The 15,212-nt window shown below is 72.4% G+C and carries 15 protein-coding genes; 5 read left to right on the top strand and 10 right to left on the bottom strand.

Annotated elements, in window-relative coordinates; all coding sequences use genetic code 11:
* Window positions 1-37: 37 nt before the first annotated feature.
* Both V6U77_RS15545 and V6U77_RS15540 read right to left on the bottom strand, forming a co-directional pair.
* Entirely contained in the window at window positions 38-1,327 is a 1,290-nt protein-coding gene (locus V6U77_RS15545) for a glycosyltransferase family 4 protein (protein ID WP_334607036.1), read from the bottom strand.
* Window positions 1,324-2,454, bottom strand: a complete 1,131-nt coding sequence (locus V6U77_RS15540; RefSeq protein ID WP_334607035.1) for a glycosyltransferase — start codon at window positions 2,452-2,454, stop codon at window positions 1,324-1,326. The genes V6U77_RS15545 and V6U77_RS15540 overlap by 4 nt, the downstream gene beginning before the upstream one ends.
* A 126-nt stretch (window positions 2,455-2,580) precedes the next feature.
* Here V6U77_RS15540 and V6U77_RS15535 point away from each other — a divergent pair, with 126 nt between their 5' ends.
* Window positions 2,581-3,867, top strand: a complete 1,287-nt coding sequence (locus V6U77_RS15535) for a glycosyltransferase (RefSeq protein WP_334607034.1) — start codon at window positions 2,581-2,583, stop codon at window positions 3,865-3,867.
* On the opposite strand, the gene V6U77_RS15530 is transcribed toward V6U77_RS15535, so the two are convergent.
* The 3 genes from V6U77_RS15530 to V6U77_RS15520 form a co-directional block, all read right to left on the bottom strand.
* Window positions 3,759-4,457: an acyltransferase gene (locus tag V6U77_RS15530; RefSeq protein ID WP_334607033.1), complete on the bottom strand. Its 699-nt coding sequence runs from the start codon at window positions 4,455-4,457 to the stop codon at window positions 3,759-3,761. The genes V6U77_RS15535 and V6U77_RS15530 overlap by 109 nt on opposite strands.
* A gap of 79 nt (window positions 4,458-4,536) precedes the next feature.
* Window positions 4,537-5,913 (bottom strand): lipopolysaccharide biosynthesis protein, encoded by a 1,377-nt coding sequence (locus tag V6U77_RS15525; RefSeq protein ID WP_334607032.1) that lies wholly within the window; start codon window positions 5,911-5,913, stop codon window positions 4,537-4,539.
* A gap of 152 nt (window positions 5,914-6,065) precedes the next feature.
* Window positions 6,066-7,010 (bottom strand): NAD-dependent epimerase/dehydratase family protein, encoded by a 945-nt coding sequence (locus tag V6U77_RS15520; protein ID WP_334607031.1) that lies wholly within the window; start codon window positions 7,008-7,010, stop codon window positions 6,066-6,068.
* Window positions 7,011-7,218: 208 nt separating this feature from the next.
* On the opposite strand from V6U77_RS15520, the gene V6U77_RS15515 reads away from it, so the two are divergent.
* Window positions 7,219-8,148: an NAD(+)/NADH kinase gene (locus tag V6U77_RS15515; protein ID WP_334607030.1), complete on the top strand. Its 930-nt coding sequence runs from the start codon at window positions 7,219-7,221 to the stop codon at window positions 8,146-8,148.
* Window positions 8,149-8,505: 357 nt separating this feature from the next.
* On the opposite strand, the gene pgm is transcribed toward V6U77_RS15515, so the two are convergent.
* Window positions 8,506-10,152 (bottom strand): phosphoglucomutase (alpha-D-glucose-1,6-bisphosphate-dependent), encoded by a 1,647-nt coding sequence (gene pgm, locus V6U77_RS15510; RefSeq protein ID WP_334607029.1) that lies wholly within the window; start codon window positions 10,150-10,152, stop codon window positions 8,506-8,508.
* Window positions 10,149-11,381, bottom strand: a complete 1,233-nt coding sequence (gene glgC / locus V6U77_RS15505; protein WP_334607028.1) for a glucose-1-phosphate adenylyltransferase — start codon at window positions 11,379-11,381, stop codon at window positions 10,149-10,151. Before glgC ends, pgm begins: the two co-directional genes overlap by 4 nt.
* A gap of 94 nt (window positions 11,382-11,475) precedes the next feature.
* Between glgC and glgA the strand changes: the two genes are divergently transcribed.
* Window positions 11,476-12,678, top strand: a complete 1,203-nt coding sequence (gene glgA, locus V6U77_RS15500; protein WP_334607027.1) for a glycogen synthase — start codon at window positions 11,476-11,478, stop codon at window positions 12,676-12,678.
* A 98-nt stretch (window positions 12,679-12,776) separates the two neighbouring features.
* Here glgA and V6U77_RS15495 read toward each other — a convergent pair whose 3' ends face one another.
* The 3 genes from V6U77_RS15495 to V6U77_RS15485 all read right to left on the bottom strand — a co-directional run bounded on the left by V6U77_RS15495 (window position 12,777) and on the right by V6U77_RS15485 (window position 14,504).
* The gene (locus V6U77_RS15495; RefSeq protein WP_334607026.1) at window positions 12,777-13,016 is read right to left on the bottom strand and encodes an AbrB/MazE/SpoVT family DNA-binding domain-containing protein; all 240 of its coding nucleotides are present in this window, start codon (window positions 13,014-13,016) and stop codon (window positions 12,777-12,779) included.
* A 71-nt stretch (window positions 13,017-13,087) separates the two neighbouring features.
* Window positions 13,088-14,290: a helix-turn-helix transcriptional regulator gene (locus V6U77_RS15490; RefSeq protein WP_334607025.1), complete on the bottom strand. Its 1,203-nt coding sequence runs from the start codon at window positions 14,288-14,290 to the stop codon at window positions 13,088-13,090.
* 16 nt (window positions 14,291-14,306) lie between these two features.
* Complete coding sequence (locus V6U77_RS15485) at window positions 14,307-14,504, bottom strand: hypothetical protein (RefSeq protein ID WP_334607024.1); 198 nt, start codon at window positions 14,502-14,504, stop codon at window positions 14,307-14,309.
* A 252-nt stretch (window positions 14,505-14,756) separates the two neighbouring features.
* Here V6U77_RS15485 and V6U77_RS15480 point away from each other — a divergent pair, with 252 nt between their 5' ends.
* Window positions 14,757-14,984 carry a winged helix-turn-helix domain-containing protein gene (locus V6U77_RS15480; RefSeq protein WP_334607023.1) on the top strand — a complete coding sequence of 76 codons (228 nt, stop codon included), beginning with the start codon at window positions 14,757-14,759 and terminating at the stop codon, window positions 14,982-14,984.
* Window positions 14,985-15,110: 126 nt separating this feature from the next.
* A partial coding sequence (locus V6U77_RS30060) for a helix-turn-helix domain-containing protein (protein ID WP_442934438.1) occupies window positions 15,111-15,212 on the top strand: 102 nt, incomplete at its 3' end.

Raw genomic sequence — 15,212 nt, 5'->3', positions numbered from 1 at the left:
CCCGGTTGGATGCCGGGCCGGTGCCATCGGGTCGCGGTCAGCGCGATCGGCTGGGTTCGGTCGGGACCGCGGTCACCCGGCGGGCCGGCACTTCCGCGCGAGGCCCGAGCCGGGCCGCCAGGAAGTCCCGCATCCGTCGCCCCTGTGCCGCCGCGCCACGCGTCTCCCGGACGAAGTCGGCACCACCCAGCCCGATCCGGACGCGCTCCTCGGAGGGCAGCCGAAGCGCCCGGTCCACGGCCTCCCGCAGCCCTTCGGCCGTGTCGGTGTCGGCGAGGACCAGCCACGGCGCGTAGTCCCCGGGGATACCCGGAAGCCGGGTCGTCACGACCGGGACCCCGGTGGACAGGTACTCGATGAGCTTCGACGGGAAGGACCAGCGCACGAAGTCCTGCCCGACGGGCCGGGGGTTCACCAGCACGGCGGCCCGGGCCAACCGCGGCAGCAACGTCTCTCGCGGTAGCAGTTCGGGCGGCGCGATGCGGGGGTCGACGGCGGCCTGTTCGCGCAGCCATTGTTCGAGTTCACCTCGGCCGTACACCCGCAACCGCAGGTCAGGGGCCGGTAGCCCACGGAACGCCTCGACCAGCCGGTCGACGCCGTACGCCCGGCTGAGGCCGCCGGCGTACACGACCTCGCGCGTCGCGGGTGCGGGCGTTGCCCGGTCGGTGGCGCCGGACCCGGTGCCGACGGGATCGAAGATGCCCTCCATCACGAGCCGGGGCAGGTCCGGGGCGAAGTCCTCGGCGAGCGCCTCGGTCAGCGCGATCACGCCGGAGCAGCGGGCCAGCGCGGCGCGGACCAGGACCCGGTCCAGCCGACGCAACGACCGGACCAACCGACCGTCGGTGGGCAGGACGACGCTCGGCGGGTCGGTCAACACCGGGACCACCCGTACGCCGAGACGACGGCCGCGCAAGGCGCCGAACCAGAGGAAGGGCGAGTGCACCCCGTGCACCAGCAGTACGTCCGCCTTCTGTTCCCGCAGCACCCGGGTGCCCTGCCGCCACACGTTGCCGAAGCGGGTGACGTGCTTCAGTCCGAGCGCGTTGACGAACCCGAGCAACTGACCGTCCACCCCGCCCTGGCGGAACGTCCCGGAGCGGAAGCGGAGCTGACGGTTGCCCGGCCAGCTGGTGACGGGAGCCGTCGAGAGCAGGTGCACCGGACAGTTGGCGGCACGCAGGCTGCGGACCAGCGCCCAGGCGAAGGTGTGCGTCTGGACCGGCATCATCGCGTCCTGACCCAGGATCTGGTCGAAGAGATCGTCCGGCACGGTGAAGCCGAGCAGGACCACCCGGACCTGGCTGTTCTGCCCGGCGGTCATCGTTGCAGCATCCGTTCGTAGACACCGTCGAGCGTCCGGAGCATCACCTCGAGGCTGTAGCTCTCGCTGACGACCTTGCGACCGAGTCGCCCCAGATGGTCCCGCTCCGCCGCGTCGTCGAGCAGTCCCGCCAGGGCCTCCGCCAGCGCGTCCGGATCACCTGCCGGCACCAGCCGGCCGCCGCCGCGTCGCAGCACCTCCACGTTGCCGCCCACCGCCGAGGCGACCACCGGCAGGCGGTGCGCCATCGCCTCCAGCAGCGCGTTGGAGAGGTTCTCGTGCAGCGTGGGGAAGACGAAGACGTCCGCGGCCGAAAGCAGCTCCGGCACGTCCAACCGGTTGCCCAGCATCCGCACCTCGGTTCCGCCCGCCCCGACCAGCGCCGCCGCGATCCCGACCCGGTCCGGGCCGTCCCCGGCAACGAGCAGGATCCGCCGGTCTCCGGTCGCCGGCAACCGGTGCAGCGCGTCGGCAAGGACGCCGTAACCCTTGTCCCACGTCAGCCGGGCCACCGCGATCATGACCACGTCGTCGGGTCGGAGACACAGCTCGGCGCGGACCCGGTCGCGGGCCGCCACGGGGTCGGGAGGCACCGGCACTCCGTTGGGCACGACACCGACGAACTTCCCCGCGTACGGACGCAGGAAGTCGCGCCCGGCGGCGTACTCGCAGACGGTGGCGACGTGACTGGCCAGGCGCAGCGTCACCGGCTCGGCGCCGTGCACCAGCAGGCGACGCCGCCAGTTCCGGCCGCCCTGGCGCAGGTCCCGGACCGTGCCGTGCACGGTGACCAGGATCCTGGGGCAGCCGGCCAGCCGGGCGGCGAGTACACCGTGGAAGCCCTCGTTCTGCAGCCCGCGCACGTGCACCAGATCCGGCCGGACGCGTCGGAGCAGCCGCACCCACTCGCGCAGCAGGGACGCGTCGACGGCCCCGTTGCCCACGCCCTGGTGCATGCGGACGAACTCGTAGCGCTCGGCCAGCGGCGAGGCGAGCACCCGCTGTACGGCCGTCAACGGGCCGTTCGCGCCGGGCCGGCCGGCCGAGTGCTGCACGACCACCGGACGAGGCCGGACGCGCAGCGGGGACGGTCGGTCCAGGCCGGTCGGCGGGGCGGACGACTCCACGACAACTCCACTTCGGCCTGGGGCGGCACCGACCGCCTGCGCAGTCGTTGGTCACAGTGAGAGTGCGTAGAGTAACACCGGCAATACCCTCGAATGCGGAGCAAACCGCCAATCCGGAAGGATGACATGGAAGGTCAGGATCCGCGCTTCTCCCCAACCCGGTCGGGAGGGGACCGGAGCGAGAAGCTCATGGTCCTCGGGGCGTACCGGTTCCCGCACGGGGACGCCATGTCGAACCGCCTGCTCCACCTGGCGCGCTCCGCCACGCCGGAGGGCGCCACCACACTGGTCGTCAACGACTGGCCGGCCGACGGCAGCCGGCCCGACCCCACACCGGACCTGCCGCCCGACGTACGACTGATCACACTGGTCGGCGGCGGTGGCGGCCGATTCGGTCGCTGGCTGCATCAGCGCACCCGCCCCCTGCGGGTGCTGGCGGCACTGCGGCGGGCGGGGATACGAAGTGACCAGCTCGCCGGGGCCTACCTGCCCCTCGGCTTGTGGACCCTCACCACCTGGGCCGTCCTGAGGGTGGCACTGCGCTGTCCACTGACCGTCGACGTGGTGGAGCGGCACGATCCCGAGCAGTTTCCCCGGGGCCGGCTGGCACCGTACTTCATCCGGCACCGGTGGTCCGCCTTCATCGCCGGCCGCACCGCGGACCGGGTCATCGTCATCTCCGAGACCCTGGAGCGGCACTTCCTCCGGCGCGGCCGGCGGACCATGGTGGTTCCGCCGCAGGTCGACTGCGCCGCCTATGACGATCCCGCGCCCCCGTCACTACGCGGCGGCGTGCGACTGCTCTACGCCGGCTCCCCAGGGCCGAAGGACCTGCTGGGTGTCGTACTCGCCGGAATCCGGCTGCTCCCCCCCGCCGACCGTGGACGGGTGCGGCTGGTGATCGCCGGCATCAGCCGGAACCAGGCCACGGACGTCTCCGACCTGGCCGAGGACGACCTGGCCGAGCTCGGCGACCAGGTCACCTTCCTCGGCCGGCTACCACGTCGGCGGGTGCTCGAAGAGCTGGCCCGCGCGCACTTCTCGGTGCTGGTGCGGCCGTCCGCCCCGTACGCCCAGGCCGGGTTCCCCTCGAAGGTGCCGGAGAGCCTGGCCGCCGGCTGCCCCGTCCTGCTCAACCACAGCAGTGACCTGGCCCGACACATCGTCCACCGTCGGGAGGGGATCGTCCTCGCGGGTCCGGGCGCCGAGGACGTCAGGGACGGGCTGGCCCATGCCCTCACCCTCGACGACGCACAATGGCAGCGGATGAGCCGGTACGCCCGGGATCGGGCCCGGTCCTTCGACTACCGGTCATGGAGGTCGGCGGTCAGCGGATTCGTGACCGGCGCCGACCGTGGAGCCGGGGCCACGAACTCCGCCAACCCGGTCAGCTCGGCGTCGTCCAAGCGTTGATCGGGCGGGTACAGCTCTCGCTCGTGCCTCGCGATCGTCTCGACGGGCCAACGGAGCCGGATCACCCGGGCCGGGTTACCCGCGACGATCGCGTACGGCGGGACCGGACGGGTGACCACGGCGCCCGCGCCGATCACCGCGCCGCGTCCCACGGTGACGCCCTGCAGGATGATCGCTCGGGTGCCCACCCAGACGTCGTCACCGATCGTGACGCCCCGGTCGTGCTCCTCGTCCCCGGCCTGTTTACGCACCGCGATCATCGGCACGCCCACCCGGTCGACGCGGTGGTTGCCACCCCGGATGGTGACCTCCGGCCCGAACATGACGTTGCTGCCGATCCGGATGCGGCTGAGGGCGGCCATCAGCACGGGTCGGTAGCCCAGGTCCACGTCGGAGCCCAGTTCGATGTTCTCGTAGGTGTAGACGCCGTCCGGGTCGAACACGACGCGGTCCCCACGGACGGCGAAGCGTCGCGCCGTGGCCCAGCCACGCACCGCGCGGCGCAGCCGGGTGCCGGTGGTGAGAACACCTTCCGCCATGCCTGCGAGGCGGCCGACGAGCAGCCCCGGCTGACGGGAATCGACACGCATCGCTCAACCCTCCCCGCGCGACAGGCGGCCTTGCGCCGCCGGCAGGCCAGTGCCCCGTGAGCGGGCGGGCCACTCCCGGTCACGGTCCGCCGTCCGGCGGTCCCGCGGTGCGGTGACGATGCCGGGCACTGTACGCAACACCATGCTTCTCCTCGTGGTCGTCGGGGGTCTCGTGCACAGGGATGGCGGAGAGCGCGCGGCGATAGCCGACGAGGGCCGCAGGCAGGACGGTGGTCCCGTACGCCACGGCCGACGCGACCGCCACGCCGGTCAGCCCCGCACGGTGCGCCAGCGCGACCTTGAGCGGAACGGCGACCAGCAGGCAGGCCGTCCAGCCCAGGAACTGCGTGCGGAGCGACCCGACGCTGTTCTGCACCATGAACGCCGGTGAGGCGACGGCGACCAGAACCGACCAGACGGCGAGGGCGACGAGCAACGGCACCGGAGCGGGCGCCGCGGCGGGTACCCAGAGCCGGAGCACGTCGTTGCCGAGGGCGACCAGCCCCAGTCCGGGCAACAGCACCGCCCCGGCGGACAGCCATCCCATCCGCCACGTGGTGCGCCTGACCCAGGCGACGTCGCCACGGGCCAACGCCTCGCCGTTGGCGGGCCACAACGGCAGGTTGACCAGGGTGACGAAGAGTGCCAGCAGGCTGAACATCCGCAGCACCACCGCATACTTCGCCGCCGCCTCCAAGCCGAGCACCTGGCCGACGAGGAAGCCGTCGACGTTGAGCACGACGGAACTGAGCACGGAGAGCACGAAGAACCTCGCGCCCAGCCGGAGCAGGCCACGCGCCACGCCGGCGCGTACCTCCCGACGACGGGGGCGCAGGGCGCGTTCCTGGAAGCCGAAGTAGCAGATCGAGTTGCCGAGGTTCACCAGGGGAACGGCGAGGACGGCGGCGGCGACCACCAGCACGGAGGCGGCGTCGACCGCCACCGCGGCGAGGACCAGACCGACCGAGACGAGACTCCCCCCCGCCTGCCAGAGGTTGCTCTGGGCGACCTGCTGGTGCGCGTACTGCACACGCTGGATCAGGCCCAGCGGAATGTTGACCAGGAACGCGCCGAAGCAGAGCAGCACCACCGCCCGGGTGTCCCGGGCTACCGCCGGGTCGGTGACGTTCAACAGCGCGGGCCACGGCACCACCCGTACCGTGCCCACCAGGACCGCCAGCAAGGCCGCGGCCAGCGCGCCGAGCAGCGCGTACGCGCCGGCGACCTCCCGGGCCGCCGCCCGCCGGTCCCCGGTCGCGTGCAGCCGGGCGAGCCGGGTCAGCAGGCCGTTGCCGAGTCCGAAATCCGCGAAGAGCGCCATGCTCGTCAGCGACATGACGGCCATCCACAAGCCGTACCGCTGAGGCCCTAGGTGCTCGAAGGCGACCGGGGTGATCAGCAGCGGTGCCACGAGGCCCACCGCCTTGCCGCCGAGGGACGAGGCGATACCGGTCAACAGAACGCGGTCGCGGGACCGCCCGGCCGGCCGCGACGACTCTGCCGTCCCGGCGGCCACCGGCGGCGCGAATCCCATCTCCGGCATCGGGGCCGGGACGGCGTCGGCCACGGCCGCCGGAGCGCGGCCGGCGACCGGTGGCCGGTCGGCCATCAGGCCGGCTGCTCCGCGTGCGCCTCGTACCACTGCACTGTCGCCCGCAGGGCCTGCGCGCGTGGCGCCGGCGCCACGTCGGGAAAGAGCGCACGCAGTACCCCGTTGTCCGCGTCGGAGTGGCGCACGTCGCCGGCGCGTGGCGGGCCGTGCACCACCTCGAGGCGGCGACCGAGCACCTCCTCCAGTTCCGCGATCAACTCCAGCAGCGAGACCCGCGCGCCGAAGGCGAGATTCACCACGTCCGGCGCGCAGACACGGCGCAGGACCGCGTCGACGATCACCTCCGTGACGCTGCCGACGTAGGTGAAGTCGCGGGTCTGGGTGCCGTCGCCGTGCACCTGGAGCGGCCGCCCCTCCAGCGCCGCCGAGACGAACCTCGGCACCACGGCCGCGTACGCGTGGTTGGCGGCTTGGCGGGGCCCGAAGACGTTGAAGAAGCGGAACGGCAGCACCCCGATGCCGTAACAGGAGGCGTACGCGAGCGTGTACGCCTCGGTGGCCAGCTTGGAGACCGCGTACGGGCTGACCGGCATGGGTCGCAGCGTCTCCTGACGGGGCAGGACCGGGTTGGCGCCGTAGACGGAGGACGACGAGGCGACCACGACGTGCGGGACCCCGTGGCGACGGACCGCTTCCAACACAGTCAGGGTGCCGGTGGCGTTGGCGTGGTGGCTGCGCAGCGGCTCGTCGATGGAGCGGGGCACCGACCCGAGGGCGCCGAGGTGGACGACGCTGGACGCCCCACTGACCGCCTCGTCGAGCAGCTCGGGGTCGAGGATCGTCCCGGTGAACAGCCGGACGGGCAGGTCGAGGAGGTTGTCCAATGACCCGGTGGAAAGGTCGTCCACCGCCACGATCTCGCTGACGGCCGGCACCTCGGCCAGGGCACGTACCAGGTTGGCACCGATGAAACCGGCACCACCGGTGACGACGATCTTCAAGGGTCCTCCTCGTGGGTCCCGGCCCGGTACGCCACCTGCGCGTGGGCACGAACATCGGGCCCTTCGGACCCGTGCCCGTCTGAACCAACGACCGGCGCACCGGCGCGTCACGCCGAATGCGCGGACTGTGACGGAGAGTTGTCCCACGGTCACGGCGCACCTCGCGGTACGCCCGTGGGGGGGCCACCGGATGTGGTGAGCTGTAGACATGGACCGGAGCCGGCTCGGGCTGGTGCTGCACCCCACCCGGGACGTCTCGGCGGTGGTCGACACGATCGTGACCTGGGCCGCCCGGCACCACATCTCCCTGGCCGTACGCGCCGAGGACCGGCACCGCGTGCCGGGCTCGGTCGAGTCGCTGCCCGTGGACGAGGTAGCCGCCCGTTCCGACGCGCTGATCGCCATCGGCGGGGACGGGACGATGCTCGGCGCACTGCGCTCGGCCGTCCACGACCCGAAGCCGGTGCTCGGCGTGCACGTCGGCAAGCTCGGCTTCCTGGTCGAGGTGGAGCCGCCGGAGCTGCCGTCGGCGCTGGACCGGCTGGTGGCGCGGGACTTCACGGTGGAGAGCCACAGTTGCCTGGCCTGCGACGTCTGCGGCGACGACCTCGTCGCGTTCAACGACATCGCGTTGATCCGCCAGCCGGGTGCCGGCTTCGTCAGCGCCTCCCTGGCGGTCGACGGGCAGCAGTACGGCTACTACCGCTGCGACGCGCTGGTGGTCAGCACCCCGACGGGCTCGACCGCCTACAGCTACGCTGCCGGCGGCCCGCTCGTCTCGCCGGCCACCGAGGCGGTGGTGGTGACCCCGTCCGCCCCGATGGCCGGCATCTCCCGTGCGCTGGTGCTCTCCCCCCACGAGACGGTACGGCTGCAACTGCGCGAGGGCTCCGGACCCGTGGCCGTGGAGGTGGACGGCGTGGTCATCCGGGACGCCGCGAGGGAGGGCGTGGTGCAGATCCGCTACCGGCGGGACGCCGGCCTGGTCGTCCGCCTGGATCCGCGCCGCTACCAGGAACGCAACCAGTTGAAGCTGAGCCTGCTGGACCTGCCGCTGCTTCCCGAGCAGCTCCGTGAACTGCTGCCGGAGGGCATGCGGGAGAAGCTCAACCGCCGCGAGCTGCCCCCGCCCCGCTGACCCGCCCACCTGCACCCCACGCCGGCCCGGCATCGCAACTCGGCCTGCGCGGACCGCCCTCACCGATGCCTGGACCCGCCACGCCCCCGCACCTGGCATGCCCCGGGCCCGGCACACGCTGAGCCCGGCACACGCTGTCGAGCTGATGTCGTAGACGACTCAGCTCGACAGCGAGGCAGGCACGACAGGCCTGGCAGGAGCGCTCCCGTCAGCGGGCGTCCGCGTCGGAGTCCGCCCCGACCGGCCCTCAGGCATGGGGCGGCTCGACAGCCGAGCACGGCCTTCTGACGCCGGCACCGGCGCTGCTCGGTCCGGCGCACACCGGTGTCGGCTGCGGTGGGAGGCGAGCCAGGGTACTCAGGCCCGCTCGAGGACCTCCGAGACCAGGTCCTTCGCCTCCTGCTGGATCCGGGCCAGGTGCTCCGGGCCCTGGAAGGACTCGGCGTAGATCTTGTAGACGTCCTCGGTGCCCGACGGCCGGGCGGCGAACCAGCCCGACTCCGTGGTCACCTTGAGCCCGCCGATCGGCGCGTCGTTGCCCGGCGCGGTGGTGAGGGTCGCGGTGATCGGCTCGCCGGCCAACTCGGTGGCGGTCACCTGCTTCGGCGAGAGCTTGCCGAGCACGGCCTTCTCCTCGCGGGTCGCCGGCGCGTCGATGCGGGCGTACGCGGGCGCGCCGAAGCGCTCGGCCAGCTCCGCCCAGTGCTGGCTGGGGGTGCGGCCGGTGGTCGCGATGATCTCGGCGGCGAGCAGGCAGAGCAGGAGGCCGTCCTTGTCGGTGGTCCAGGTGCCCCCGTCGCGGCGCAGGAAGGACGCGCCGGCGCTCTCCTCCCCGCCGAAGCCCACCGCGCCGTCGAGCAGCCCCGGCACGAACCACTTGAAGCCGACCGGCACCTCCAGCAGCGGGCGCCCCAGGTCGGCGGCGACCCGGTCGATCATCGAGGAGGAGACCAGGGTCTTGCCGACCGCGGCGGCCGGCCCCCACTGCGTCCGGGTGCGGAACAGGTGGGCGATCGCCACCGCGAGGTAGTGGTTGGGGTTCATCAGGCCGCCGTCGGGGGTGACGATGCCGTGCCGGTCGGCGTCGGCGTCGTTGCCGGTGGAGACCTGGTAGTCGGCGCGGGCGGCGATCAGGGAGGCCATCGCGTTCGGCGAGGAGCAGTCCATCCGGATCTTGCCGTCGCCGTCCAGGGTCATGAACCGCCAGGTCGGGTCGACCGTCGGGTTGACCACGGTCAGGTCCAGGCGGTGCCGCTCGGCGATCTCGCCCCAGTAGGCCACGCTCGCGCCGCCGAGCGGGTCGGCGCCGATGCGCACCCCGGCGTCGCGGATCGCGTCGACGTCGATCGCCGCCGGCAGGTCGTCGACGTAGCGGGCCAGGAAGTCGTACGAGCCGGTGGTGTCGGCGGCGCGGGCCCGGGCGTACGGGATCCGCCGGACCTCCTTCAGGCCGTCGGCGAGGATGGCGTTGGCGCGGTCCTGGATCCACCTCGTGACGTCGCTGTCCGCTGGGCCGCCGTGGGTGGGGTTGTACTTGAAGCCGCCGTCGTCGGGCGGGTTGTGCGACGGGGTGATGACGATGCCGTCGGCGAGCCCGCGGGTGCGTCCCCGGTTGTGGGCGAGGATGGCGTGCGACACCGCCGGGGTGGGCGTGTAGCCGTCGCGGCTGTCCAGCAGCACGGTGACCTCGTTGGCGGCGAGCACCTCGAGCGCGTCCACCGCGGCCGGGGCGGAGAGCGCGTGGGTGTCCCGGCCGAGGAAGAGCGGCCCGTCCAGGCCCTGTTCGCGCCGGTAGTCGCAGAGCGCCTGGGTGACCGCGAGGATGTGGTCGGAGTTGAACGCGTTGCGCAGGCTCGACCCGCGGTGCCCGGACGTGCCGAAGGAGACCTGCTGCGCCGGGTCCTGCGGGTCCGGGTGCTCGGCGTAGTAGGCGGTCACCAGCCGCGGCACGTCGACGAGGTCGGCGGGCTGGGCGGGCTTGCCGGCCCGGGGATGACTGCTCACGGTTCCACCTTCTGTCCCTTGCCGATCACCACGATGCCGTTGTCGGAGACGGTGTAGCGCTGCCGGTCCTTCTCCAGGTCGACGCCGATCTCGGCGCCCTCGGGCACGACCACGTTCTTGTCGAGGATGGCCCGGCGCACGACCGCGTGCCGGCCGATGTCGACCCCCTCCATGAGCACCGCGCCGTCCACGTGCGCCCAGGAGTGCACCTTCACCTTGGGCGAGACGATCGAGTTCTCCACCAGCGAGCCGGAGATCACCGCGCCGGGCGAGACCATCGAGGCGACCGCCCGGCCGACCCGCTCGCCCCACTGGTGCACGAACTTGGCGGGTGGGTAGGTCAGCTGCCCGGTGTAGATGGGCCACTCGAAGTTGTAGAGGTTGAACACCGGGTGCACGTTGATCAGGTCCATGTGGGCGTCGTAGAAGGAGTCCAGCGTTCCCACGTCCCGCCAGTAGCCGCGGTCCCGGTCGGTGCTGCCGGGCACCTCGTTGTCGCGGAAGTCGTAGACGTTGGCCTCGCCGCGCTCCACCAGCATCGGGATGATGCTGCCGCCCATGTCGTGCTTGCTGGTCCTGTCCTCCGCGTCGCGCTCGACCGCCTCGCACAGCGCCTTGGTGCTGAACACGTAGTTGCCCATCGAGGCGTAGATCTCGTCGGGGGCGTCGGGCAGGCCGACCGCGTCGGTGGGCTTCTCGCGGAACGCCCGGATCCGCCGGCCGTCCTCGCCGACCTCGATCACGCCGAACTGGTCGGCCATCGACAGCGGCTGCCGGATGCCGGCCACGGTGACCCCGGCGCCGGAGGCGATGTGGTCCTCCACCATCTGCCGCGGGTCCATGCGGTAGATGTGGTCGGCGCCGAAGACGATCACGTAGTCCGGCTGCTCGTCGTGGATCAGGTTGAAGCTCTGGTAGATCGCGTCGGCGGAGCCGGCGAACCACCACGGGCCTCGGCGCTGCTGCGCCGGCACCGGTGTGACGTAGTTGCCGAGCAGCGTCGACATCCGCCACGTCTTGGTGATGTGCCGGTCCAGGGAGTGGGACTTGTACTGGGTCAGCACGACGATCTTCAGATAGCCGGCGTTCGCCAGGTTGGACAGGACGAAGTCGACCATGCGGTACATCCCGCCGAACGGGACGGCCGGCTTGGCCCGGTCCGTGGTGAGCGGCATCAGGCGCTTGCCTTCTCCGCCGGCCAGGACGATCGCGAGCACCTTGGCAGCCATGTCCAGACGCTATCTACCCCGCCGTCACTTCACCACTCGTACGGCACAGTTCCACAGCCGGTGCGGCGGCGCGTTCTGCACTAGGGTGCCGTTCATGAACGACTCTGTCGGGCTGCGCGTCGACCTGCTGACCCGTGAGTACCCGCCCGAGGTGTATGGCGGCGCCGGTGTGCACGTGGAGTACCTGGCCCGTGAGCTGCGCCGGCTCGCCGACGTACGGGTGCACTGCTTCGGCGCGCCGCGCACCGAGGCGGGTGTCACCGCGTACGCCGAACCGGCGGGCCTGACCGGCGCGAACGCCGCGCTGCGGACGATGGGCGTGGACCTGGAGATGGCCGCGGCGTGCGCCGGCACCGACGTGGTGCACAGCCACACCTGGTACGCCAACTTCGCCGGGCACACCGCGAAGCTGCTGCACGGCGTGCCGCACGTGGTGACCGCGCACAGCCTGGAGCCGCTGCGGCCGTGGAAGGCCGAGCAGCTCGGCGGTGGCTACGCACTCTCCTCCTGGTGCGAGCGCACGGCGTTCGAGGCGGCCGACGCGGTCATCGCGGTCAGCGAGGGGATGCGGCGCGACGTGCTGACCGCCTACCCGGCGGTGCATCCGGACAGGGTCCGGGTGGTGCACAACGGCATCGACACGGCGCAGTACGCCCCGGACCACGGCACGGACGTGGTGGACCGGCTCGGCATCGACCCGGCTCTGCCCAGCGTGGTGTACGTGGGGCGGATCACCAGGCAGAAGGGCCTGCCCTACCTGCTGCGCGCGGCGGCCGACCTGCCGGCGGACACCCAGCTCGTGCTGCTCGCCGGGGCGCCGGACACCCCGGAGATCGCCGCCGAGGTGGAGGGCCTGGTGGCGGAGCTGCGGGCGAAGCGCTCCGGCGTGGTGTGGGTCGCGGAGATGCTGCCGAAGCACGAGGTGATCCAGGTGCTCACCCACGCCACGGTCTTCGTCTGCCCCTCCGTCTACGAGCCGATGGGCATCGTCAACCTGGAGGCGATGGCCTGCGAGACGGCGGTGGTGGCCACCGCCACCGGCGGCATCCCCGAGGTGGTCGCCGACGGCGAGACCGGGCTGCTGGTCGGAATCGAGCAGGCCACCGACGGTTCCGGCCGGCCGCTGGACCCGGACCGCTTCGTGGCCGACCTGGCGGCGGCGATGAACGAGCTGCTCGCCGACCCGGCTCGCACCGCCGACCTCGGCCGGGCCGGGCGGCGGCGCGCCGTCGAACACTTCTCCTGGGACGCCATCGCCGCCCGCACTCTCGAGCTCTACCGCTCGCTGCTGGTGTAAGGAAGGGCGCACCGGTTGCGTGCCCAGGTCAGGTGACGTGGAAGGTGGTTCGTGCAAGGCGTCGGCCGACGGGCCGCGGTGCCAGCGCGCGGAGACGCTCACTCCCCACGTAGCAGCTCCATCAGCACGTCGGTGGACATACCGCTGGTCTGCTTCGCACCGCCGCGACCGCGCATGTGCCGGACCAGGCGCTGGCCCCTGGTCTCCGCGCCACTCACCCGGACGATCCGCAGCACACCGCCCTCCTCCACGACGTCGACCTCCTCGCCCTCGTGCAGCCCGTGTCGAGCCCGCAACGCGGCCGGGATCGTGACCTGGCCCTTGCTGTTGAGTTTCATGACGTCCCCTCTACCACGTAGTACAACCGGTACGTGTCGGGGAATGGGTTCGGGCAGGCCACGAGGCAGCCTCAGGTGACGTGCAGGGCGGCGGCGAGGCGGGCCAGGCCGGCGGGAGCGGCGGCGTGCCGGGCCACGATGGCGACCAGGTCGCGCACCGCCGGCCGGTGGTGCACCTCGCTGTGCGCGGTGCGTTCGGCGTCCAGCAGCGCCCGCCCCGCCCGGACCATGTCGCCGGCGAGAGCGTGTACGCGGGCCACGTCGAGCAGGTACGCCGCCCGGTGCTCGGGCGGCAGCCACCGCCACTGCTCACCGCGGACCAGCCGCTCGTGCCGTACCGTCGCCGCCTGCACGTCTCCGACGGCGGCCTCGGCCACCACCCGCGCCGCCTCGACCGACGCCCGGCCGAAGCTGCCGCCGACGGTGCCGACCGCTGCAGCGGCCTGGTCGAGCAGGCCGGCCACCCGGCGCTCGTCTCCCCGGCCGGCAGCGGCGAGGGCGGCCTGGAGCAGCAACGTCACGCGCAGCGACGGGGCACCGTCACCGCCCAACGACGGGGCACCCTCGGCCGACTCGCGCGGCGGGGCACCCTCGGCCTGCTTGCGCGGCGGGAGACGGCGGGCGGCCACGAGCGCTGTCTCCATCGCGGAGCGCCGCCGGCCGACGGCCCGCAACGCCTGACTCAGCGGTACAGTGGCGACGGCGGCCAGCCGCGCGTCGTCCGTGGCCAGCGCCACGGCCATCCCCCGGTCGGCGGCCAGCCACGCCAACTCCCCCTGACCGACCTTGACCAGCACCAGTGCGACGAGCCCGTACGCGGACACCAGCAACTCGTCGGCAGCCCGGCCGGGGTGGGCGACCCGCGCCTCGCGGGCGGCGTCGAGCAGCCCGGGCAGCAGGCCGAGCAGGATCGGGTACCGGGCGTGCCGGTAGCTCTGCTCGGCATGGTCGAGGCGGGCCCGCACCTTCGCGACGTCGGGCGGCCGGAACGACGCCTCGACGTGGTAGCGGGCCAGGGCGGCCCGGACCCGCGCCACACCGGCAACGGCGACGTCCGGTTGCCCGATCCGCTCCGCGAGCAGCACCTCCAGGTCGATCCGCAGCGCCTCGGCGACCTCCCGCAGGTTGGACATCCGTTCCAGCGGGCGTACCCCGCGCTCGACCTTGTCCACCCAGCTCTTCGACTTGCCGAGGCGGTCGGCGAACTGCTGCTGGGTCATGTTGCGCCGCACCCGCCACTGGGCGACCCGCCGGCCCACCGGCAGGCCGGTCACCGCCGGCCCGTCCCGCTCACCGCAGGATCCCGGCCGCGACGAGCACGAGTACGAGCAGCGCCACCGTGATGCCGTAGGCGTACTGGCGACGGGTGAGCGGCGCGCGCTGCGGGCGGGGCGGACAGGGCACCTGATCCCCGTCGGGGTGCCGAGCGCGGGCACCCGGGACCGGGTGTGCCGCCGGCAGCGGCCCGTCGGGCGGACGCTCCTGCATGGTGAGCCTCCTTGCGGGTGAGTACGAAGCGTGCGGTCAGAACGAGGTGCGCGAAGCATGCGGTGTGGATCAGGGCGGGTCGGCGGAGAGGACGGTCCGCGTTCCCTCGCCTGGCCCCGGGGGCGCTCCGCTGCTGACGAGAGAACCCCTGCCACTCGCAACTTAGGACCCTTAGTAGCCAGAGTCAACACAGGGTCCACACCGTGTCGCGCGCAGTGAGACGCTGGACGGGCTGACGAGAGGTGGTCCCCCATGCCCCGCAAGCCTGTCTACGAGCAGGTGGTCGATGACATCACCACTTCGATCCGAAGCGGCACACTCAAGCCCGGCGACAAGCTGCCCACGATCGCCGAACTCGCCCGCCAGTACAACTCGTCCGACAACCCGATCAAACGAGCCCTCTGGATCCTGGATGAGCGGGGCTGGATCGAGGTACACCAGGGCAAGGGCTCGTTCGTGGCGCCCGAACCGCCCGCCTGAGCCCCGATCTCCCACCGGCTGGGCAAAACGCTCCGAATCTCGGGACAGCAGTAGATCTTGGCAGGAAACGGCCCCTCAGGCGGACTCAACCGGTGGTTGCAACACCCTTCCGGGATCTTCGTTGGGGTGGTCGTGGCATCAAGGTTGAGTTCGCTGGAGCGGGAGCAGATCGGGTTGGGTCGGGCTGAGGGTGAGTCGATGCGGTCGATCGCGCGGAGGTTGGGTCGG

It is taken from the genome of Micromonospora sp. CPCC 205546 (assembly GCF_036902715.1).
Taxonomy (GTDB): domain Bacteria; phylum Actinomycetota; class Actinomycetes; order Mycobacteriales; family Micromonosporaceae; genus Micromonospora.
This window is presented reverse-complemented; position numbering and strand designations above follow the sequence as displayed.